At 56.4% G+C, this 21,482-nt stretch carries 21 protein-coding genes and 1 pseudogene; 8 read left to right on the top strand and 14 right to left on the bottom strand.

Annotated features, from left to right (window positions below):
- Positions 1 to 150: 150 nt before the first annotated feature.
- Complete coding sequence (locus tag ELR57_RS09485; RefSeq protein ID WP_126958801.1) at positions 151 to 822, bottom strand: hypothetical protein; 672 nt, start codon at positions 820 to 822, stop codon at positions 151 to 153.
- A gap of 101 nt (positions 823 to 923) precedes the next feature.
- Here ELR57_RS09485 and ELR57_RS09490 point away from each other — a divergent pair, with 101 nt between their 5' ends.
- Together ELR57_RS09490 and ELR57_RS09495 are read left to right on the top strand one after the other, a co-directional pair.
- Positions 924 to 3,167 (top strand): GAF domain-containing sensor histidine kinase, encoded by a 2,244-nt coding sequence (locus tag ELR57_RS09490; RefSeq protein ID WP_126958803.1) that lies wholly within the window; start codon positions 924 to 926, stop codon positions 3,165 to 3,167.
- Positions 3,164 to 3,808 (top strand): response regulator transcription factor, encoded by a 645-nt coding sequence (locus ELR57_RS09495; protein WP_126958804.1) that lies wholly within the window; start codon positions 3,164 to 3,166, stop codon positions 3,806 to 3,808. The genes ELR57_RS09490 and ELR57_RS09495 overlap by 4 nt, the downstream gene beginning before the upstream one ends.
- Positions 3,809 to 3,957: 149 nt before the next feature.
- Here the strand turns inward: ELR57_RS09495 and ELR57_RS09500 are convergent, their stop codons facing one another.
- Positions 3,958 to 4,458: a MerR family transcriptional regulator gene (locus ELR57_RS09500; RefSeq protein WP_126958805.1), complete on the bottom strand. Its 501-nt coding sequence runs from the start codon at positions 4,456 to 4,458 to the stop codon at positions 3,958 to 3,960.
- Positions 4,459 to 4,637: 179 nt separating this feature from the next.
- On the opposite strand from ELR57_RS09500, the gene ELR57_RS09505 reads away from it, so the two are divergent.
- Entirely contained in the window at positions 4,638 to 5,498 is an 861-nt protein-coding gene (locus ELR57_RS09505) for an SDR family NAD(P)-dependent oxidoreductase (RefSeq protein ID WP_126958807.1), read from the top strand.
- A 183-nt stretch (positions 5,499 to 5,681) separates the two neighbouring features.
- Here ELR57_RS09505 and ELR57_RS09510 read toward each other — a convergent pair whose 3' ends face one another.
- The 9 genes from ELR57_RS09510 to ELR57_RS09550 form a co-directional block, all read right to left on the bottom strand.
- Positions 5,682 to 6,530, bottom strand: a complete 849-nt coding sequence (locus ELR57_RS09510) for a sulfurtransferase (protein ID WP_370452236.1) — start codon at positions 6,528 to 6,530, stop codon at positions 5,682 to 5,684.
- A gap of 61 nt (positions 6,531 to 6,591) precedes the next feature.
- Positions 6,592 to 7,365: an ABC transporter ATP-binding protein gene (locus ELR57_RS09515; protein ID WP_126958808.1), complete on the bottom strand. Its 774-nt coding sequence runs from the start codon at positions 7,363 to 7,365 to the stop codon at positions 6,592 to 6,594.
- An 18-nt stretch (positions 7,366 to 7,383) separates the two neighbouring features.
- Complete coding sequence (locus ELR57_RS09520; protein WP_238162468.1) at positions 7,384 to 8,418, bottom strand: ABC transporter substrate-binding protein; 1,035 nt, start codon at positions 8,416 to 8,418, stop codon at positions 7,384 to 7,386.
- 35 nt (positions 8,419 to 8,453) lie between these two features.
- Complete coding sequence (locus ELR57_RS09525) at positions 8,454 to 9,236, bottom strand: ABC transporter permease (protein WP_126958810.1); 783 nt, start codon at positions 9,234 to 9,236, stop codon at positions 8,454 to 8,456.
- Positions 9,237 to 9,289: 53 nt separating this feature from the next.
- Entirely contained in the window at positions 9,290 to 10,666 is a 1,377-nt protein-coding gene (locus ELR57_RS09530) for an LLM class flavin-dependent oxidoreductase (protein WP_126958811.1), read from the bottom strand.
- 52 nt (positions 10,667 to 10,718) lie between these two features.
- Positions 10,719 to 11,708, bottom strand: a complete 990-nt coding sequence (locus tag ELR57_RS09535) for an aldo/keto reductase (RefSeq protein WP_126958812.1) — start codon at positions 11,706 to 11,708, stop codon at positions 10,719 to 10,721.
- 119 nt (positions 11,709 to 11,827) lie between these two features.
- Positions 11,828 to 12,688 (bottom strand): ankyrin repeat domain-containing protein, encoded by an 861-nt coding sequence (locus tag ELR57_RS09540; protein WP_126958814.1) that lies wholly within the window; start codon positions 12,686 to 12,688, stop codon positions 11,828 to 11,830.
- Positions 12,689 to 12,881: 193 nt separating this feature from the next.
- Complete coding sequence (locus tag ELR57_RS09545) at positions 12,882 to 14,054, bottom strand: acyl-CoA dehydrogenase family protein (protein WP_126958815.1); 1,173 nt, start codon at positions 14,052 to 14,054, stop codon at positions 12,882 to 12,884.
- Positions 14,055 to 14,236: 182 nt separating this feature from the next.
- On the bottom strand, positions 14,237 to 14,620 hold the full coding sequence (locus ELR57_RS09550) for a hypothetical protein (protein WP_126958817.1): 384 nt from the start codon (positions 14,618 to 14,620) through the stop codon (positions 14,237 to 14,239).
- A 155-nt stretch (positions 14,621 to 14,775) separates the two neighbouring features.
- Here ELR57_RS09550 and ELR57_RS09555 point away from each other — a divergent pair, with 155 nt between their 5' ends.
- From ELR57_RS09555 to ELR57_RS28490, 3 genes and pseudogenes are all read left to right on the top strand, one after another.
- Positions 14,776 to 15,588, top strand: a complete 813-nt coding sequence (locus ELR57_RS09555) for a methyltransferase domain-containing protein (protein WP_126958818.1) — start codon at positions 14,776 to 14,778, stop codon at positions 15,586 to 15,588.
- A 64-nt stretch (positions 15,589 to 15,652) separates the two neighbouring features.
- Complete coding sequence (locus ELR57_RS09560; RefSeq protein ID WP_202866406.1) at positions 15,653 to 15,988, top strand: DUF3139 domain-containing protein; 336 nt, start codon at positions 15,653 to 15,655, stop codon at positions 15,986 to 15,988.
- A gap of 247 nt (positions 15,989 to 16,235) precedes the next feature.
- Positions 16,236 to 16,313 (top strand): annotated as a pseudogene (locus tag ELR57_RS28490) (CapA family protein); the annotation flags it as partial.
- Between the two features lie 58 nt (positions 16,314 to 16,371).
- Here the strand turns inward: ELR57_RS28490 and ELR57_RS28270 are convergent.
- Positions 16,372 to 16,545, bottom strand: a complete 174-nt coding sequence (locus ELR57_RS28270; protein ID WP_158629977.1) for a hypothetical protein — start codon at positions 16,543 to 16,545, stop codon at positions 16,372 to 16,374.
- 462 nt (positions 16,546 to 17,007) lie between these two features.
- Here ELR57_RS28270 and ELR57_RS09570 point away from each other — a divergent pair, with 462 nt between their 5' ends.
- The gene (locus ELR57_RS09570) at positions 17,008 to 18,021 is read left to right on the top strand and encodes a lysylphosphatidylglycerol synthase domain-containing protein (protein WP_126958821.1); all 1,014 of its coding nucleotides are present in this window, start codon (positions 17,008 to 17,010) and stop codon (positions 18,019 to 18,021) included.
- On the top strand, positions 18,011 to 19,213 hold the full coding sequence (locus ELR57_RS09575) for a glycosyltransferase family 4 protein (protein ID WP_126958823.1): 1,203 nt from the start codon (positions 18,011 to 18,013) through the stop codon (positions 19,211 to 19,213). The genes ELR57_RS09570 and ELR57_RS09575 overlap by 11 nt, the downstream gene beginning before the upstream one ends.
- Positions 19,214 to 19,728: 515 nt before the next feature.
- On the opposite strand, the gene ELR57_RS09580 is transcribed toward ELR57_RS09575, so the two are convergent.
- Both ELR57_RS09580 and ELR57_RS09585 read right to left on the bottom strand, forming a co-directional pair.
- Entirely contained in the window at positions 19,729 to 20,337 is a 609-nt protein-coding gene (locus ELR57_RS09580; RefSeq protein WP_126958825.1) for a TetR/AcrR family transcriptional regulator, read from the bottom strand.
- A gap of 151 nt (positions 20,338 to 20,488) precedes the next feature.
- The gene (locus ELR57_RS09585) at positions 20,489 to 21,388 is read right to left on the bottom strand and encodes a 3-hydroxyacyl-CoA dehydrogenase (RefSeq protein WP_126958826.1); all 900 of its coding nucleotides are present in this window, start codon (positions 21,386 to 21,388) and stop codon (positions 20,489 to 20,491) included.
- Positions 21,389 to 21,482: the final 94 nt, after the last annotated feature.

A 21,482-nucleotide genomic window follows, 5' to 3' on the forward strand; every position in this document is an offset into this window, starting at 1 on the left:
ATAGAACTATGGAAAAAGCGAACGTCCCTGAGCAAAGGCCAGATTTCCCAGACGGGGATTCTGGCCATGTTTTTACCCACTTGGCAATGTATAGACGGTGGAAACCATTGCTCGCGTTACGAGTTGGGCCATTCTGGGAGCAGCTTCTGTTTATGCCGCTAGCTGCTCTTCAGCCGGCACATCGGTCTTTTTCTCGAATGCAAGCTTCACGCCGAACATGACGAACACCAAATGAACCAGCGCAAAAGTTGGCAGATCAGGTGCGGACATACCGCCGCCCAGCAAGACCAACACAACGAGCGCGAAAATTCCATAACCCTTATGAAGCACTTTCGCTCGAATCGTTGCAATGCCCAATATCAATAAACCTAAGAAAATTCCTGGAATGATCGGGATAAACCAAGAATAGGCGGCCGGGTAATGCGCCATCTCCGTCATGTTCGACACCTGATCGTTCACGGTATTCAGCACGGCCTCATTACTAACCGAACTATAGATGATCGGATAGCCCATAACTTGCAAAGGACCATGGAATATCTCCAGCATCATTCCGACGAATAGCAGAGGAAAACCGATCCATCCCCATGTTTTTAGTTTAGCGGCCTGACGCAGATAGATCGCCGGCAGGCCCATCAACACGAATATGGACGCCCATGCCAATAAGACGTGTGTGTTTACCGCGATGTCAAGGAACCTCGGGATTTTATCCACCGATCCCGGCGTATCGCCAATATGAATCAACTGCCCTGCAAATCCCATCAAACCCCCGATTCCAAGCGACCATCCCGCAAACTTCAAATATCCTTTCGGAATACCAACCATCGTAATTCCTCCTCAAAAATTGTTTTGTGTTTCTCACATCCTTATCGTAAGGGTTGCGGCATTCCCGCCATAAGAGCGCAGCTTTCCCAAATGCCGGGAACATGCATTGGGAAAAACAGATTAACGGCTTTGCCGTGTTTACGCTGCGAAACAGCCTCTGTTATACTTTTGAGGAATCCTATGTAAAAAAATGGTTGGGTGGTAGCGCCATGTCCAAAATAAGTCGGTTGATTTCGGGATTCATATGCCTATGCGGTGTGGCGCTTTTTCTATATGCCATTTCAGATTATTATGTTCAACTGCGGGATCATTGCGTAGACCAAAGCTGCGAAGCATTCTACGATACGCCGCCAAGCTCCGAATGGCTGCAGGCACATGGGTTTAATGAAACTTGGTTCGCAGCCGCATATGCGGGCTTATACGGTTTGTTCGGAATCGTATATATCAGTGTCGGGCTGTTGATCTTTCGCAAAAAATCCAGTGAATTTATCGGCCAATTGACCTCCATCGCACTGGTTACACAAGCGTTTACGTTTAATGCGATTTCTTTTGGCATGCAAAATATCCATCCCGTTCTTACCTTTTGTCTCCAATTGTTCAACAATATATCCTTTGGCGCCTTATTTACATTATTTTTTGTTTTCCCGAACGGCAGGATTAATCCCGGCTGGAGTCGCTACGTCCTAGCGCTTATTCTGACGGTAGGCACGTTAAAGGGATTCTTTCCGGGCACTGCGGTGGATATCGAACAAATCCCTCCTTTGTTCGCCGCATGGACGGTCTTCTGGATGGTGTCTCTAATCGGGATTCAAATATACCGCTATCGCAAAGTGCTGGACGCTCTGGAACGCCAGCAGACAAAGTGGGCTGTATTCGGCATGGCCGTAGCCGTTTCGGGGCTGCTGCTAATCTCAATGATTCATATTTTTCAAGATGAGCTGCTGCAGAACAATCCCCTGTATCTCTACTTCTCGGATGTTGTGTTGTTGACGTGCATGATGGCCATACCGGTGGCCCTGCTTCTGGCTCTGATGCGACGCAGACTATGGGATATCGATCCGATCGTAAATCGCACGCTGCTTTACGGTTCTCTCAGTGCATTTGTCATCGTGATTTATATTGTTGTCGTTTGGTATATCGGCTTGATATTTCAATCGGGACCGCAGTGGCTCGCCTCTCTCATCGCTACCGGATTGGTAGCCGTACTGTTTGCACCCGTTAAAGAGAACATGCAGCGCCGTCTCAATCGCTTCATGTACGGTGATAATGAAGACCCTCTGCTTGTCCTGTCCCGGCTCGGCGAGAAGCTGGTGGATCGGCTTACTCCGCAAGATGCTTGGCAAGTCGTTGTTCACACGGTCAAGGAATCCTTGCGGCTGCCCTATGCCGGCCTGTCTCTCGTGCAGGACGGAGAAGCTCTGCTCGTGGCCAAGGAAGGAATCGTCCAAGAGCAGCTTGTTGAGCTTCCGCTCATCCACCGCGGCGATAAGATCGGGAATTTACTCGTATGCCCGCGCTCACCGGGTGAATCTTTTTCGCCTTCCGATCATCGTTTTCTGGAGATGCTGGTTCGCCAGGCGGCGGCGGTCGTGCAAAGTGCCAAGGCTTCGATTGATCTACAGAGGGTAGCGGAGGATTTGCGTGATTCGCGGGAACGGCTCGTCCTAGCCAGAGAAGAAGAACGTCGCAGACTTCGGCGGAATCTGCATGACGATTTGGCACCTCGTCTTGCCGCGCTTGCCTTCACCGCATCGGCGGCAGAGACGCTGCTGCAATCCGACCCCGCCAAAACCAAAGAAATTCTCATTGAGCTGCAGACCGTGATCCGCTCCAGCGTCGCTGATATCCGCACGCTTGTACATGATCTTCGGCCGCCTGCACTGGATGAATTAGGACTCATCGGGGCCGTCAACGAGCGCATTAACGACTTATGCCGTCCGGTAAATCCGCCGGTGGCAGGCAGCTCCTTAGCATCGCCGAACGGACTGCAGTTCTTTCTCCATGCTCCTGACCGGCTGCCGCAACTTCCCGCTGCAGTAGAGGTCGCTGCCTTTCGAATCATTACCGAGGCAATCGTCAATGTCGTCAAGCACTCGGGAGCAACCCGCTGTGACGTGCATCTGCGTGTGGACGGCCGGATTGAAATCGAAGTCACGGACGACGGACTGGGATTACGCGAGAAAACGGAGTGGCTTGGAAGCGGAGGGATCGGTTTAGGATCCATGCGCGAGAGAGCGGAGGAACTTGGGGGATTCTGCCGCATTGAGTCCTTACAGCCTAGAGGAACAAGGGTTCTGGCATACCTGCCGATTATTGAGGCGAATCAAGGGAGCGTGAGTGCATGAACCAGATTCGAATCGTCATCGTAGACGATCATCCGTTATTCCGTCATGGCGTACGTACCCTATTGTCGACCACATCGGATGTAGAGGTTGTAGGCGAGGCGTCGAACGGGGAAGAAGCGATCGAGCTGGCCCGGAGTCTGGCTCCGGATGTCATGCTCATGGACATTCGGATGCCCGGGGCAAGCGGGATCGAAGCAACTCGGGAAATCACATCCAAGATCCCTGGCATTCGGATATTGATCTTAACGATGTTCGAAGACGATTCGTTTGTCTTCACCGCCATGCGCAATGGAGCCAAAGGATACGTCCTCAAAGATGCAAACAAGGATGAGCTTCTAAGAGCCATTCGCGCCATTGCGAACGGAGAGGCCATTTTCAGTCCGGGCATCGCATCCAGGATGATTGAATATTTCGGAATGGCGCGGCCGGCAGCCAAGGAAGAAGCCTTCCCTGACCTGGCGGGAAGGGAACGCGAAGTACTGTACCTCATGACAGGCGGGGCTTCGAATGCCGATATCGCTCGTAAGCTGGGTATTAGCGGCAAGACGGTTGCCAACTACATTACCAATATTCTGAACAAGCTCCAGGTTGCCGATCGGCAGGAAGCGGTTCGCCTCGCCCGCGAGTCCAGGAGAGAATGAATTCTTGGACGTTCACAAAAGGTCAGTAAGCTGCAAGCTGGCATCGGTCACCCGACCGGTGCCAGCTTCTTTCAGTATTTGGTTGTCTCTCCTCCGTCCATGGGTCGGTCTCGATTTGGGGTTGCACCAAATATTCTTCATTTGTTAATTCAAACGGAAGCCGACTTGGCCGATTTGGCAGATACGGAAAAATAACTCATCTCGACGGGTGAGACGGACTTTGGCTTCGGTTCCCCCATTATTTTCCCTGAAACGCCGTCCTGGCTCTCATCTGAGCAGTCCCGGCGGTATCTCCCCTCCTCCAGCTTCATGTCGATAAAATCGACAACCTGTTGCAGCGAGGCGATTTGGCTGACGATATTTTCCCGATGGCTCCTTAATTGCTCCACCAACTCGGGATATTCCGCAGGATCGGCGTCGGCGGAGACCGCCAAAAACGGCCGCATTTCCTCTAGTGGCATCCCCGTTTTTTTCAGGCATGATATCAGCCGGATCTTATTGATATCCTCCTGATGGTAGACGCGATGCCCGTTGTCTTTCCGGTCCGCTCGGGGAAGCAGCGCGATCTTTTCGTAATAACGGATCGTATCCTCGGAAATTCCGGTTTTATCGGCGGTTTGCTTTATCGTAAAAATTTGCTCTGCCTTCATCCTGATCCCCTCCCAGAATTTGCTATTTGGTGCATTATACATCTTGGAGCTGACTCCAAGTCAAGTCTTTTATACTTGGGTCAAAATCATTGATTCCGCCCCTTGACTTGGAGTCGACTCCAACTTATAGACTGTACGCTATCAAGGGAAAAAATCCCGAATTCAGGAGGAGACGTACAATGAATACGAACCAACGCGACAATATCGCACTGGTTACGGGCGCAAGCGCCGGGATCGGGTTGGAATTAACCAGAAAGTTGCTGTCGGAGGACTGGCAGGTGGTTGCATTGAACCGTTCCGATTTTCCGGCGGATGATTTGAGAATTCAAAAAGCCGTCATGAACGGATGGCTTCGTATTTATAAAACAGCGGATCTCACCGATTATGCCAGCTTGAGAAGGACATTGGGAGAGATTAAAGACAAAGAGCAGCGGATCGATATTTTGTTCAACAACGCCGGCGGGTCCTTTTCAGAACTGAGCTATTCGAAACAAGGGCGCGAGAAGCATTATGAGCTGTTGACGGTGGTTCCGTATATCATTCTGATGGAATTGAGGGAACTCTTAAAAAACGGCGGCTTAAAAACGGTAGTCAATACTTCATCTTCAGCACTAAACTATGTGAAAGAGTTTAATATCGAAATCCTGGAGCGCCCCAAAACCTTCCGCAAACTGCTTGGTCCGTATGCCACTTCAAAACTGGCGCTTACGCTGTGGACTCAGGCTATTGCACCGCAGCTTGCCAAGGAAGGCATTAAGATCCGCAGCGTTGACCCAGGTGGCAATAATACGCTAAGAAAAGGTAAAGAATCCGGACTGCCTATAGTGGTTAGATTGCTTATGAAGCTGTTTTTCTCTCCACCTACTCATGGGGCCAGCCAGTTGTATGAAGGTGCTCTCGGGGAACACCGTAATGAGACCGGCGTGTTTTTGCTAAAAGGTCATACTGCGGAGATAAAATTTAATGATCAATCCCGGAACGTTTTGGAAAGGATTAATGCAATTTACGAACACGAATTTCTTAGCGCTGCAAAAGCTTGACGGCACGCTGAACGGCTAGAAGAATTCACCGCCGATAAGAACAACACACTCGTGGATTCTGTTACTTTCAGAGCCATTTGTTGACTCCGAGTTGACTTCGGGGCATAAAAATACATCGCCACGGCATATAAGCCGAATGGCGATGTATTTCAGGTCTAGATACCGTTATCCCTCTTACGGCTCTTACTCGTCCCCTGTGGCAATCAGATTCCCCTCATAGCTAATCCAATCGCTCCAGCTTCCTGCATACAACTTCACGTTCGCGTACCCGGCTTCGCGCAGGGCAAGCACGTTAGGCGTAGCCGAGATGCCGGAGCCGCAGTAGACGATGATCTCGCCGCTCGGCGGCAGATCGGCAAACCGCTCGCGAAGCCGATCTGCCGACTTCCAGGACCCGTCCGCTGCCAGCGCGTCCTTCCAGAAGTAGTTCAACGCTCCCGGAATGTGCCCCGCGACGGGGTCAAACGGCGCCTCGAGCCCCGCGTACTGCGCCGCGTCGCGCGAGTCCACCAGCTTCGCGCCGCCCCCGGCGGATGCGACGCGCGCTTCCTCCACGCCCGCGAGCCAGTCGGCTCTAGGCGCGGGAACGAATTCGCGCGGAGCGGCGACGACCGCCGACTCCGCAGACAACAAGCCCCCGGCGGCCGTCCAGGCCGAATAGCCGCCGTCCAGCACTTGCGCGCGCTCCGCTCCCAAGTAGCGGAGCACCCACCACAGCCGCGAAGCGGCCGGACCGTTGCCGTCTTCATAGGCAACAACAGCGGTCTCTCGGTCGATGCCGAGCGACCCGAACAGAGAAGCAAGCCGCTCCGGGGTCGGCAGCGGGCTGCGCCCGCCGTGCTCCCCGGCCGGATCGGTCAGATCCGCCTTGAAATCGATGAAGAAGGCGCCCGGCAGATGCCCCTTCGCGTAGGCTTCCCGGCCGTACGAAGGCTCCTTCGGATTAAACCGGACATCGAGCAACACGATTCGCTCGCCGTTCGCCAGCCTTTCCTTCAACTGCTCCACGCTCACAATATTGGACAACGACATGCCTTCCACTCTCCTCCTGTTTTTTTGCCAAGCATACTCCCGAACAGCGTGCATCCGACCCTCAAATCGTAAACTCCAAGCTGTCCGGAGACCTCACCTCGTGAATCGCGGCATAGATATCGTTCTGAATCTTCAGCAGCTCGATGTCATCGCGCCTTCGCGGGCGCGGCTTCGACACCTGGAAGATTCGGTTGATCCGCCCCGGCCTAGGAGAGAGCAGCACGACCCGGTCGCCCAGAAACACCGCCTCGGATACGTCATGCGTGACGAACACGACCGTCTTCTTCTCCGCTTCCCATATTCTCAGGAGGTCGTCCTGCAACTGAAGCCGGGTCAGATGATCGACCGCGCCGAACGGCTCGTCCATAAGCAGCACCTCGGGGCTGTTCGCAAGCGCCCGGGCGAGACCGGCCCGCTGCTTCATGCCGCCGGACAGGTGATGGGGATACTTCTGCTCGAACCCCTTTAACCCGACCAGATCGAGATACCGCTGCGCCGCCTCCCGGCGCTCGCCCTTCGCGACGCCGCGCAGCTCCAGCCCGAGCTCGACATTCTGATAGACCGTTCTCCACGGATACAGCGACGGATCTTGGAAAACAACGCCCCGCTCGATGCCAGGCCCCTTCAGCTTCTCGCCGCCGAACCAAACCTCGCCGGAGGTGGGCAGCTGCAGCCCGGCCAGAATCTCGAGCAAAGTGCTCTTGCCGCAGCCGCTCGGTCCGAGAATGCTCAGGAACTCGCCGTCCTCGATCGTCAGATCGATGTTCGAGAGCGTCTCCGTCGGAGTCGCTCCCCCGTATACCTTGGATACTCCGCGAATCGAGAATCCCGCCATACGAACACCTCGCTCCGCTTATTTTTTCGGAATGAACCGCAGGTCCAGCAGATCCTTCACGTCATAGATCTTATCCTGGAAGCCCAGATCGACTTGAACCTGCTGCGTATCCTGCAGGGCGTTCAGATCGACGTCCGGATTGTTCTCCCACAGCACGTTCTCGCGCTCGAATGCCTTGTCCACCGCAGCCGGATCGACTTTGACGTTCTCGAGGAAGAACTTCTTGTACTCGTCTAGATTGCTCTTCGCATATTCCTGCGACTTAAAGTAAGCGCGCAGCAGCTTCTCCACGAGTTCCGGATGCTTCTCGATAAAATCATCCCGAGAGGCGAGAACGCCGGTGTGGAAGGTCGGCAGGTAATCCCAGCCCTTCGCGAGGATTTTGCCCTTCCCCTCGACTTCCGCCAGCGAAGCGAACGGCTCGTGAATGATCGTGGCATCGACTTGGCCGGAAGTCAGGCTTGCGTAGGCCGCCTCGTTCACGCCGTTAGCCAGGTACGTAACGTCGTCCTTGCTCAACCCGTGCTTGTTCAGAATCGTCTGGGTGTAGACATCGAGCCCGCTGCCGAGAACGGCGGCGCCGACCTTCTTGCCCTTCAGGTCCTCGACTTTGTCGATTCCCGTGCGAGCGACCAGATAGAACGGTCCTTTCGTGCGGAACATCGAGGAGACGATCTTGATCGGAGCCCCCTTGCCCGCAGCTACGATAGCGTTCGTCGTTGCGACGTCGACGATGTCGACATCCTTGCTCGTCAACGCTTCGATCGGCTTCTGAGTGGAGATGAGCTCCACGTCCAGCCCTTCGTCCTTGAAGAAGCCCTTCTCGATGCCGAAACGAACGGCCAGTCCGCTCACCCCGTTAAACGGAGCGTACCGGATCTTCTGAAGCTCCGCGGGCGCCGAAGCTGATGCCGACGCAGATGGAGCAGCGCTTCCGGAAGCCGAAGGGGAGACCGCACCTCCCGAGTTATTGTTGTTGCCTCCGCAGCCCGCGATAACGAGCGCAAGCGCCGCCGTCACGATTCCGGTTCCCATCCACTTTCTCTTTAACATGGTTTCTCTCTCCTTATGAACGATTCATTTTTTAATTACGATGACTTCCACTTCAGCACGATCCGCTTCTCCAGCAGATCGATCGCTCCGATAATCAGGACGGAGACGATCGTCACGACCGTAATGATCGCGAATGCCTTCGCCGTATCGTACAGGGACGTCGCTTGCACCAGCAGGTTCCCCAGCCCGTCCTTCGAGGCTACCATCTCCCCGAACAGCGCTCCGACAAGGCCCGTTGCCGCCGATACCCTAAGCGAGACGAAGATGGTAGGCGCTGCGGAAGGCAGAATAACCTTGACGATGGTTTGCAGCTTGGACGCCTCGAACACTCTCGCCACCTTGAGGTGGGCCTCCGCCGTCTGCTTGATGCCCGTGATGGTATTGAACGCGATGGTAAAAAAGCAAAACAAGAACACGATCGCGACCTTGTGCGACAACCCGATTCCGAGCCAGAGCATCAAGAGCGGGATAATCGTCACCTTCGGGATGGCCAGAAGCGCCGACAGGAACGGACGGAAGAACGTCTCCGCGTACGGAACGAGAACGAGCAACATCCCCGTCGCGATGCCGGTGAACGCGCTAAGCAGATAGCCTGCCGCGAATTCCTTAAGCGTGACGATCAGGTGGTGGAAAATCTCGCCGTCCGAGAACAGCTTGTAAATCTCCTCAAAGACCAGCGTCGGCTTCGACAGGTACAAGCTGCCGACGATCTCCGCCCGGACGAGGTATTCGATTACGCCCAGACAAGCGAGCAGCAACGCGACCTGTCCGACGAGAATGCGCCATCTGTAGTTCTTATTGCCTTGGTTGTTGCCCATGCGGTTGCACGCTCCTCTCCTTCCTTCCCGCCGCCTAGCGGGATTCTCCCCGGTTACTCGCTTGCGCCCTGCAGCGCCGCCTTCTTGGCGAAGCGGTTCTCGGGGCGGGACAAGCCGAAGTGCCCGCGGAACGTCTCGGCTTCATATTCCGTTCGGAACAAGCCGCGGCGCTGGAGAACCGGAACGACTAGGTCGATGAACAGGTCGAGTCCGCCCGGCATGTACGGAGGGCAGATGTTGAACCCGTCGGCCGCTCTTCCATCGAACCATTCCTGCATCTGATCCGCGATCTCCTCCGGGTCGCCGACGATCAGAAGATGGCCTCGCGAAGTGGCGGCGAAGTAGTGGAACAGCTCCCGCACGGTGATGTCCTTGCGGCCCTCCGCTTTCTGCGCCAGCGCGACCAGCCATTTCACCTCATCGCCCGGAAGCGTCGAGAGCGATAGGTCCGGCAACGGCCCATCCAGCGGGTAGACGGAGAGATCGATGCCGATTCTTGCGGATAGCTGCGCAAGGTCGAAGTTCGTCACGAGCAGGCTGTTCAGCTCGCGGTACTTGGCGCGCGCTTCCTCGGACGTCCGGCCGACGAGAGGCACGAGGCCGGGAAGAATGAACACCTCGTCCGGATCCCTTCCGTACTGCACGGCCTTCGTCTTGATCTCGGAGTAGAACTCCTTCGCGAGCTCGAGCAGGATCTGCCCGGTGAAGACGGCGCTCGATTGCTTCGCCCCAAGGTCCCGGCTGCGCTCCGACGTTCCGGCGTTCAACAGCGGAATCTGCCCTTGCGGCGGCCGCGCCACGTTCAGCGGGCCGGCCACGGAGAAGTGGTCCCCGACGTGGTTGATCCGATGCACCTTGCTTCCGTCGACGAACTCGCCGGTCTCCTTGTTCCGGACGAATGCATCGTCTTCCCAGGAGTCCCACAGCTCTTGCACGATCTTCACGAACTCGTCCGCGTAGTCGTAGCGCTTGGAGTTGTCCCAATGCTTCTCCCGGCTGTAGTTCTGCGCCGCCCGCACGTCCATGCCGGTGACGACGTTCCACGCGAGGCGTCCTCCGCTCAGGTAATCGAGCGACGCCGTTAGGCGAGCGACCGTATACGGCTCGGAATACGTCGTGTTCGCCGTTACGATAAGGCCGATCTTCTCCGTCACCGCCGCAATGTTCGCGATCATGGTGAACGGCTCGAGACGCACCATCTGCGACGGGAACGTATGCTGCATGTCCGCGCTTGTCGCGAGGGCATCGCCGAGGAAGAAGAAGTCGAACTTCGCTTCCTCTAATCGCTGAGCGACCCTATGCAGGAACTTCGGATCGAACGCGCCGGCGGCATTCGCTTCCGGCAGCCTCCACCCCGCCGGGTGATAGCCGGTCGAGAACAGGAACAATCCGAGATGAAGCTGACGCTTGGCTTGCTGGGATTGAGTCATGGTTTTTTTCATCCTCCCTAAATATAAAGTTTGCATATGTGAATACATGGTTTTATAGCGTAAAAAGACCGATTCGACGAGAGATATCGTCAATCTCCTTTAATTCTTCAGGCGTGAGCTTCTCGTGAACGTGCCGCAGCGAGTCGCGGATGTGTTCCGGCTTCGAAGCTCCGAGAATCGCGGATGTCACATAGGAGTGGCTCAGTACCCAGGAGAGGGCGAACTGCGCCAGCGTCCAGCCTCTCGCTTCGGCGAGCGGACGAATCCCGTCGACAAGCGCGTACGCCGGATTCGAGTCCAGCAGCAGCTCCAGTCTCTTCTCGCCGTGAGCCAGCCTGGAGTCGGCCGGGGGAGCTTCGCCCTGCCGGTACTTGCCGCTTAGAATTCCTCTCCCCAGCGGACTGTAGGAGATGACGCCGACGTTCTCCGATTGAACGAACGGAATGAGCTCCCGTTCGATTCCTCTCGTGATGAGACTGTATTCCGGCTGAACGCTCTCGAACCGATGCAGGCCGTGCAGCGCGCTGACTCCGTGCGCCTTCGCCAGCTGCCAAGCCGCGTAGTTGGAGCAGCCTAGGTAGCGAATCTTGCCTTGCCTCACCAGATCGTCAAGCGCACGCAGCGTCTCCTCGATCGGCGTCTCCGGATCGAACACGTGAATCTGATAGAGATCGACGTGGTCCGTCCGCAGTCGGCGAAGGCTGTTCTCAAGAGCACGATAAACATGATAGCGGCTCTGACCGCCGTCGTTGATGCCATTCCCTACCCGGGCGCTGAATTTCGTTGCGAGCAGGATCTCGTCGCGGCGTCCGCGCAGGAGCCGGCCCAGGATCTCCTCCGATTCTCCGAACCGCGACCGGTCGTTCGTGTCCATCCCGCTTCCGTATACGTCCGCGGTGTCGATCAGGTTGATCCCCGCTTCCAGCGCCGTGTCCAGCACCTCTCCGGATGCCCGCTCGTCGATCCATCGCCCGAACGCCATCGTTCCCAGGCTCGCTTCGGATACTTTGAGCCCCGTTCTTCCCAATCTCCGGTATTGCATCGTACATCCCTCTCCTTCGGATACGACAAAAAGGACAGACGTAGGGCGCTTCGCAAATTCAGCGTCTCTCCGTCTGTCCGGTCGAGTTGTCGTATGTAATTGGTGGCGTTGCTTGTCGGTTACACTCGCAGCAGTTCCGCGGAAGCCGTATGCCCGAGCGACACGGCAAGCTCGTACGGCGTCTCGCCGTTCGCGTTCTTCTCCGTCTTGTCGGCCCCGTAGCCTAAGAACTTCTCGATTAGCGGCGCTTTGTCGAAGTAAGCCGCTACGTGCAGCACGTTGAAGCCTTTTCTCAGCTCGCCCTCGCACTTCGCATGAATGTCGGCTCCGTGCTCCATCAGCAGATCTACGAGATGTCCGTAACCGCCGAACACGGTAGCATGGATTGCCTTGTTGTTGAGACTTCCATCGCGGCTTCGAGCATGCACATCCACTCCGCGGCTGAGCAGCAGCTCCACCGTCTCGGTGTTGCCGAAGTGCACGGCAAGAGAAAGCAGCGGGAATCCGTCATGGCTGTAACTGTTCAGCATCTGCGGAGATTGGTTCAGCAATTCCTCCACTCTCGAGTTGTACCCCACGGCGGCGGCTTCGAACACGTTCAGCCTTCCTGCCCCGTTCTGAAGCAGCAGCTCCTTGATGTCGTTGGCCCTTAAGAGCGCGGCCATCAGTACGGGAGTTTCTCCTTGCGGACTGCTGGCATTGACCAGGCTTGCGTCGCGGTGGATCAGCTCGGCTACCTTGTCGATGTCCCGGTGCTTAACCGCTTCGAACATCTCGCTCTTCAGCCGCTGCAGATTGTCCGCCTGCTCCCGCGCCCGAACAAGCAGATCGCGAGAGGCCCGCACCCCTACATTCACGAAGTGGACTACCGCTCTCGAACGATTCGATTCTAGTCCCGACTCCACGAGCAGGTCCACAGCCTTGAGGACCTCGTCGTCCAGCCGGATAGAGAGTACGGCGGTGCTTTTTCTCTTCGGCATCGTTTCCTCTTCTATTGCTTGTAATTATAATTACAAAATTACTATAACATGGCTCTCTCTATTTGAATAGCCTTTTATTCCGATTATTTTAGACGGGATTTTAGACTTTCACGAACGCCATTCTTCCCGGGTTCTCTCCTCCCCTCTAATTTTCTGTGCAAAACGAGGGTAATAGCAAAGAAAGCGAACGTCCCTATTCCCGGGTACGTTCGCTTTCTTGTATCGCCCTCTGATGCAGCAGCCGCATCACCGAATCCTCCATCGGGGGATTCGAGAGCCCGAACCTTACGTCGCGATAGAGCCGCTGCAGAGGATGATCTTGCCTCAATCCATGCGCTCCGGTGATTCTCAGCGCCTTGTCCACGACGGACAGGGCGGTCTGGACGGCGAATACCTTCACCGCGCCGAGCTCGGCAAGCCAGTAATCCGGATTGCCGTCCGATTCCTCGTAGCGCGCGGCGACGGAATAGAAGTAGTGTCTCGCTGCGGACAGCTCCAGATCGATCGCCGAGAGGTGCTGGCCGATGTTCGGAGCGTAGAGGATCGGGCGATCGAGCGTATTGGGCTGGTAGTCCGCCGCGAAAGCCAACGCTTCCGCCCGCGCGGCGAGAGCAATGCCTAGGTAGCAGGCCGGGACATGCAGCAGATAGGGATTGATCGATGGACCGCTCTTCTGCGTGGAGCGGAACACGAGGGCCTCCTCCGGAAGCTCGACATTGTCCAGGACAAGATCATGGCTCCCGGTTCCGCGCATCCCCATCACGTTCCACGTGGGATCCACCGACACTCCCGGTGCTGACATCGGAATCAGGAAATCCGCATGAATTCCCTCCTCCTCCAGCGTCACTCCGACTATCGCCGTATCCAACGCCGGGGACAGCGTCGTAAACGTCTTGCGTCCGTTCAGCACATACCCGCCGTTCTCCGCTCGTTTCGCCGTCGTCTGATACCGGCCGCCGCGAGAAGGACTGCCCGTCGCTTTCTCCGAATTCGCGCGGTTCGTAAGCCCGCCTTCCAACGCTGACCGGAAGACCCGCTCCAGAGCAGCCTCCGACCAAGGCCGCTTCACTCCGAGCTCGAACACGACGCTCAGGTGCCAGCCCATGCCGAGAGCGATAGCCGGATCGCCTTGAGCCAGCCGCTCTTGATAGAGCAAGAACTCGTAAAGGCTGATCCCCGCTCCGCCGTACTCCCTCGGCACCGTCCAGCCAGGATAGCCGATCTCCCTTAGCAATTCGATATGATGATGGCTGAAGCCGTTCTCGAGATCTGTATCGTGCGCGCCTTTCTTCATCTTGTCGGCTGCTTGGCCGATGAGCCTGAGGCGCTCCTCCTGCTCCGGCGTTCTTGCGAAGCTAGTGCTCATCCTTCGCCAACCTCCTCACCTAATGCTAACTTTCCTGAGCCGCTAAGTATGCTTAAACGCTAACACCATTCCCATGCTCCGTCAACCTCGGCTGCCCAACGCCAAAAAGGCCGCTGAATCGTTCAGCGGCACCTCTCTATCTTCAATTCAGTTCGCAATAAACACTCGCGCTAATCTTGCCCCTACAAAGCCCCGCATTCCTGAGCAATACGCTCCGCTTCCGCGTAGTCTCCATCCGCCACGATGGCGACGAGCATGATGTCGCGGCCGGTGACGCGATTGTCGGGACCGCCCGAGCTCATCCCGCTGGCGCTGACGCTTGCGGCCGCAAGCACGGCGGCGTCTTTGTCGTCGAAGTCTCCGTTCAAGGTCAGATGAGCCAGGCTCGGAAAGTCGCCGGTGATGGTCCCGCCGATGCGGTCCAGGCTCTGGATGCCCGTACCCGAGTAGCCGTCGATCCTCTCGATGGCGTAGTCCGCCAGCTGAAGCGACTTCATTCTGCTCACGGCTTCCTTCGCCTGGTCGGGCGTGTTGAAGTATGCGAATAACGTTCTCTCCTCCGACATGCGGAATCTCCTCCAATCGCAAATATGCGTTGGTAGCATCCGCCTCGGCCGGATGAATTATGCACGCGCGGTTCCGCTATTTCCCAATACCCTCTTCCCATAGAGCTTAATAACCCCTATAATATGGAAAATCATCCACGAAGGCGGTGCGGAAAATGGCAGATGTATCCCAAGCTAGAGCTCATATGCCCGAAGGAACCAACGAGGTCATTAACCGGAGATCGCTGACTGCCTCGAATAAGAGGCTGGCCGAGCTGCTTCGGCCGGGGCTCTCCGTGCTCGACGTCGGCTGCGGGAGCGGCGCGATCACGGTTGGCATGGCGGAAGCGGTCGGTCCGCAAGGGGAAGCGATCGGCGTCGACGTGAACGAGAGGCTGATCTCGGATGCCAACCGCCAGCATGCCAAGCCGGACGGATCGCTCCGGTTCGAAGTAGCCGACATCTACGCGCTGCCCTTCAAGGAGCGCTTCGACGTCGTCACCGCCGCAAGAGTGCTGCAGTGGCTGGCTCGCCCGGAAGAAGCGCTGCAGCAGATCGTGGAAGCGGCGAAGACCGGCGGCCAAGTGCTCGTGCTGGACTATAACCACGAGAAGATCGCCTGGGAGCCGGAGCCGCCGGCGGCGTTCCGGCGCTTCTACGAGCAATTCCTGAAGTGGCGGGCAGACAGCGGCATGCGCAACGGCATCGCCGACGAACTCGCTCGGATGTTCGAAGCGGCGGGGCTGTCCGACATCGTCGTCACCGTCCAATCGGAGACGACAAGAAGGGGCGACCCCGGCTTCGATCAGGGGGCCGGAATCGGCATCTGGGCGGAGGTCGCGGCAAGCCGAGGCCATCAATTGGTGGCCGACGGTTACCTGACCGAAGCGGAGCGCTCAGCCGCCGAGGCTTCATACCGGAGCTGGGTCGCGACCGAGGCCGTCTCCCAAACGATGTACCTGCTCGCCGTGGAAGGCAAGCGCGCTTAATAACAAGGCTATGTTAGAATTCTAAGGGGAGAAGGTATGCGTAATTCTTAATCGAAATGCTGCGTTGTTAATTATCATTTTGGCAATAAGTATTCTTTCAACTGGTTGCAATATATCTTCAGGACCGCCGGAATCTGAAGAATCGGTTAAACAGAAAGTGGTCGCACATCTTATTTCAAAAGGCTACAAAGAAAGTGAGTTTAATATCGAAGTTAAATATTATAAATCAGGAGAAAGCAAGTTCGGAGGTCCTTACGCCATTAATGTCGTTTTTAACGATGAGCCGAACGTCATTTATGGTTACAAATATAACTATAAATCAGAAAACAAAGATATAACTCAAAATGGCGTTGCTCCAATGGAAGGGAAGAATGATAAAAACTTTAAACATGCTGAGTAATTCTTTATTAAGTCATCCACCTAACGAAGCACGATAACTTATTAAACCGCCCTTTTACGGGGCGGTTATTTTTTAACATTAAGATTTAACATAGCCAATAACAAAGAAGAGATGCCCTCGCGGCGTCTCTTCTCCTTTTTCAACCTTATGCTGCTCTCCCCAATGGATTCGGTACACCTTCTCGGACGCCCCTTCAGCTTCTCCTGCTTCTCGTGCAGCACCTGAGCCGCCCCCCCCGGTCCACGACATGCTGATCGGCCACGGCCCTCACCTGCTGCGCGGCATGGCGCTGTATAACGGCAAGCCGATCTTCTACAGCCTCGGCAACTTCATCGGCCAGAACGAGCTGATCTTGTTTATTCAAGGCAACATCGGACCATGCCTTATGCAAGCTTCACGAACGCCCGTCCCGTCTCCGCATCGACGGTCATCTCGGCGCCGAACAGCTTGGACAGCTCGGCGAACTTCTCGAGAATCGCCTTGGCGGCTTCGCCTTCCGCCAAGTAAGGACGTCCGCGGCGGTGCGGTTCGCTGCCGCGGGTCAAGGATACCGGCACGATCCCGAGGCCGATCAGCTTGCCCTCGTGGAATCCGCACAGCGGGACGACGGTCTCCTAGTAGGCCGGATCGGCCGGGAATCCCTTCGTGCCGCCCTCGTTGCGCGAGCGGAAGATCTCGCTCGGGGTCATGGATGGATCGACGCCGAATAGCTTGTACGTATCCATCGGAACCTTGCAGCGTAAGCAAGGGAAAAAGAGCAGAAGAGGCGCGTTACTCTTTTGCTCTTTTTATGCTCTCTATTTTCATGCTTATTAACTTCAAGCTCTCTATCGTCATGCTCTCTATCTTCATGCCTTTTATGCCCTCCACCGCCCTGCCTACTCCCCTTCCGCCTCGACGACTTCGTTCGCCATTCCGATAGCGAATTGACCCCAATCGGCATCGCCGTTTAACCTGCATTTACACTTCGGCTTTACAATGAAGGAATGGCTTCTACGCATACGTGAGGAGGCGTGGCAATGGCGGCATGGCGGAGGTACGCTCCGGCGGCGCTCAAATCGGCGCTTGCTGCGGTCATTCTCTATTTTCTGGCTCGCAACATTCCGATTGAGCCTTCGGAGATCGCGTCGTTCCTGTTCCATGCGAATGCCCGATTCTATGCTTCGCTGCTGTTGTTCTCGCTGTTCCTTATGCTGCAAGCCGGGATCTGGGTGCTCATCCTCCGGGCAGTGATGCCGAGCTCCCCGGATTCCGAACGATCGCCCAAGCTGCGAATGCGGGCCGGCCTCCGGGTATTCATCGACTCGCAATTCGCCAAATATATTCCCGGCGGGATCTGGAATTACGCGGGCCGCATCGTTCTTGCGAAGCGCGAGGGCGTTCCATTCGAAGCCCTGATCGCTTCTGTCGTCTATGAGAACGTTCTGCTCGTTGCCGCCGCACTCGTGTATTCGTTATTGCTGGTCGCGATGCTTGGCCTCGTGCCTGCGGTTCCGCTGGCTCTCGGCGCGCTGGCCTTGCTCGCCTTGGCTTATTTCTTCTATCCCCGCCTGGCCTCGGACATCTGGAGAGCGTTCGCTTTCGTCTCCCGATGGAAGGTCCTGCGCAACCTCTTAAAACCGTTTAAGAGGAGCGCGTCAGACAACGAGAGTGGTCCGCGAGAGCCGTTGACCGTCATGCCTCGCCATCGCTTCTTCGGGTGCTTGCTTTGTTTTCTGACCAGCCACTTCATCATGGGGACCGCCTTCTGGCTCATGACGAACAGCTTCGGCCAAGGCGAGATCCCAATTCTCTACGCTGCGGGGACTTTCGCCGCTTCGTGGCTGATCGGGCTGCTCAGCCCTCTTCCGGGCGGGCTCGGCGTGCGGGAAGGCTTCCTCGTGTACTTCCTGTCCCAGAAGCTCGATTCCGGCGCCGCGCTGCACATATCGGTGATCGCTAGGCTGTGGAATGTTCTTGCCGAGGTGCTGTTCTGGCTGCTCGTTCATGCGTACAACTATCTGCCAAGAAGGGTGAAGAGGGATGAAGCGTAGGAAAATCGTTCTCGTCACGGGGGTTTTCCCGCCGGGAATCGGGGGCATGCAGAATTATTACTACAACCTCTCCAAGCATACCAAGCACGACATCGCCGTTCTTGCGTCCGAATATCCGGGCAGCGCCGAGTTCGACCGGAGGCAGCCGTTCCGGATTCAAAGAGGAGACTTCCTGCGGAACGAAGGAGTCGACGCGAAGCGCTGGGGCAGCCTGTTCCGCCATGTCCGCCGGACGCTGCGCAGAGAAGAACCGGACGTCACGCTGTACGGCTACGTGCTAATCGGTTTTATCGGCTTGTTGTTCCGCGCGTTCGGGGGAAGACGATATATCATCTCTACTCACGGAATGGATATGCTGATGTTCCGCCGGTTCCTCTTGCTGAACCAGATCGTAAAGCTCATCCTCAGAAAAGCCGACGGGGTGCTGACGAACAGCGAATATACGAGGAAGCTCGTTCTGGATTACGGGGTGGAGCCAAGGAGAATCTCCATCGTGAATCCCGGAGTCGAGGCGCTCTACGAGAAGGCCGAGCCGAACGCCGAGTTAATCCGGCAGCACGGGCTTGAGGGCAAATACGTGCTGCTTACCGTTGGCCGGCTCGTTAGGCGCAAGGGCCACGATAAGGTGATCGAGGCGTTGCCCTCCATTCTGGAGCGCATTCCGAACGCGGTTTACCTCATCGTCGGCGACGGCCCCGAGCGGGAGCGATTGGAAGGGCTGGCCGCAACGCACGGCGTGGCGGATAGAGTCCGGTTCGCGGGAAGCGTGAGCGGCAGCGAGTGGCTGAACGAGTACTTCAATCTGGCGAACCAGTTCATCATGGTGGCCAGGGAGCTGAAGCAGGGCGACGCCGAAGGCTTCGGCATCGTCTACCTGGAAGCGGCGTCCGCCTGCGTCCCGGTCATCGCCGGCCGATCCGGCGGCGCCTCGGAGGCCGTGCTGGACGAAGCGACCGGCCTGCTGGTCGATCCGGAATCGACGAGCGAGATCGCGAGCGCGGTCGTTCGCATCCGGAGCGACGCACCGCTGCGGGAGAGGCTTGTCCGCGCGGGTTATCGCCGCGCCAAGACGCAGTTCCAGCACGAGACGCTGGCGGCGGCGTTCGACGAATACGTCGGGCGGGTGTGCGCCAGCCCGGTCAAGCGCCGCAAGACGGCCGACAAGCCGGCTGTCGGCAAGGTTCATCCGTAGCGCAATCAACTACACCGTTCGGCGTCCATGGCCTCCGAAATGGCTGCCTTACTCGCGCTTATTGCGGAGAGCTGAAACAGGGAAACGGCGGATGGATCTCCTTCAGGAAGCGGACGACGAGGCAGAGGACCCACCAATTAAGCGCGAAAGTGCACTTCTTTTCTCCTGCAGAGTACCATTGCCTCTAAATTAAGTGCATTTGTGCACCAAATTTCGGAATTCGTTTAATTATGAGCTCAACTAGGTGCATTTCCGCGCTTAATATGCCTATCGCGAATGGGACCTCACCAAAAAAAGGGCTGCCAGAAGGCAGCCCTGTTGGCGTTATATATGAAATTTCGAATATAAAAATCACAAACAACGCCAGATAACCGTTTCTATTCGAAATTTCATACCCATTTACCCGGTTTGCACGAATGAGGTCCAAATGTATGCGATTTTTCGAGCTTATTTATTCCGAAACCTTCCTTTCGGGAAAATAGATACGATTTTTCATATACAATCGACCCGAAAAATTAGTCTCTCCTTCGAATGCCGTCCAGCATGTAGCCGATCGCGAGATCCGCCGCTTCTTCCGGAGAGAAGTCGGTCTCCGACGGATTGAGGAACGGATTGTTCAGCGAGAACATCAGCGTCCCCATGACGAAGTTGATCGCCATATCCAGCGACCGGTACTCGACATGCCCCTGCTCCGCGCAAGCCTTCAGAATCTCCCGCAGCTGCTCCCAGGTCGGGAGGAAGACGTCCGTCAACGTATCCAGCCGCGGGCTCCTCAGCAGCAGCTCATGCTGCATGATGTTGAACAGCTCGCGCTGCTGATGCCGGAAGATCACGAACACGCGGCAGAAGCGGATCAGCTCGTTCATCGAATCGGATAGATCGTAATGCGAATTCGTTAAGATCTCCCGAATAGGGTCGAACAGCGCGGAGAACACCTTCTCCTTGCCGCCGAAGTGGTACGAGACGAGCGCGAGCGATACGCCGGCCTCGTCGCAGATCTGCCGGACGGTCGTGCCCTCGTAGCCATGAGTCGAGAACAGGCTCCGGGCCGCCCGCAGAATCTGGTCCTTCACTTCCCTGTTCTTGTCCCGATCGTCGTTGATCCGATTCTTGTCTTTGTTCATCTCTGATCTCCATTTACTCTTGTTCTCCGAATACCCTGCTTTGTCCATTATAGTAGTCCGAGGCGCCCGTGAGAAGCAAGCAAACCGAACGGGGAGCCGCCGCCGCAGGCCGAATCGCCGCGGGACCGCTCCCCTGATAAGAAATCAAGCGTTAGCTCTTGAGAAAGTCAGGCGCGCGGAAGGCCGGATTCGGATACTTGTAGAAGCCTTCTCCCGTCGCGACTCCAAGCTTGCCTTTGTCGATGTACTCGGTCTTGAGCAGGTCCGCGACCTTCTGCATCTCCTCGTCTCCCGTGGCTTGCGCCTTGGCGAGTCCGATGTTGTAGGCGGTCGTCAGGCCGACCACGTCGAGAATGCCGAACGGTCCGAGCGGGGCGCCGGTGCCGACCATCCAGGTCTTGTCGATCGTCGCCGGATCGGCGATTCCCTTGACCAGGAGGCGTTGACCCGCGTCCAGCAGAGGAACGAGCAGGGAGTTAAGAATGTAGCCCGGCTGCTCCTTCTGCAGAGGAAGGGCGACCATTCCGATTGCGCGCGCGAAGGCGATCACGTCATCGAACACCTTGGCGTCCGTGCCGGGATGCTTCATGATCTCCGCCGTGTTGTTCTTCCAGATCTCGTTCGCGAAGTGCAGCGCCAGGAATTGCGCCGGACGGCCGGTCGCTTCGGCGAATTGGCTCGGCAGCAGCGTGGAAGAGTTGGAAGCGAAGATCGTCTTCGCAGGAGCGACTTGGCCGAGCTTCGTATAGAAGTCCGTCTTGATCGGAACGACTTCCGGAATCGCTTCTATGACCAGATCCGCGTCCGCTGCCGCAGCGGCCAAGTCGCTGTTGAAGGACATGCGGTCATAAGCGGCGTCGACTTCCGCTTGCGTCGCTCCCAGATCCTCTTGATAACGAGCTTTCAGCTTCTGAATGCGGTCCTTGGCCTTGCCAAGTGCCTCGTCGTTGATATCGTAAACCGTTACCCGGAAGCCCTTGAACGCCGTTTGATACGCAATCTGGCTGCCCAAGACGCCGCTTCCGGCAACCGTGATGTTCTTGTAATTCATAGCCATTCTCCTTCGCAATGTATGATGAACAGAAAGTATATGAATATCGAACAATTGTTTTGAACATTTATTCAAAACGTTTGTTCAACCCCCA

The sequence above is a fragment of the Cohnella sp. AR92 genome (assembly GCF_003990975.1).
GTDB lineage: Bacteria > Bacillota > Bacilli > Paenibacillales > Paenibacillaceae > Cohnella.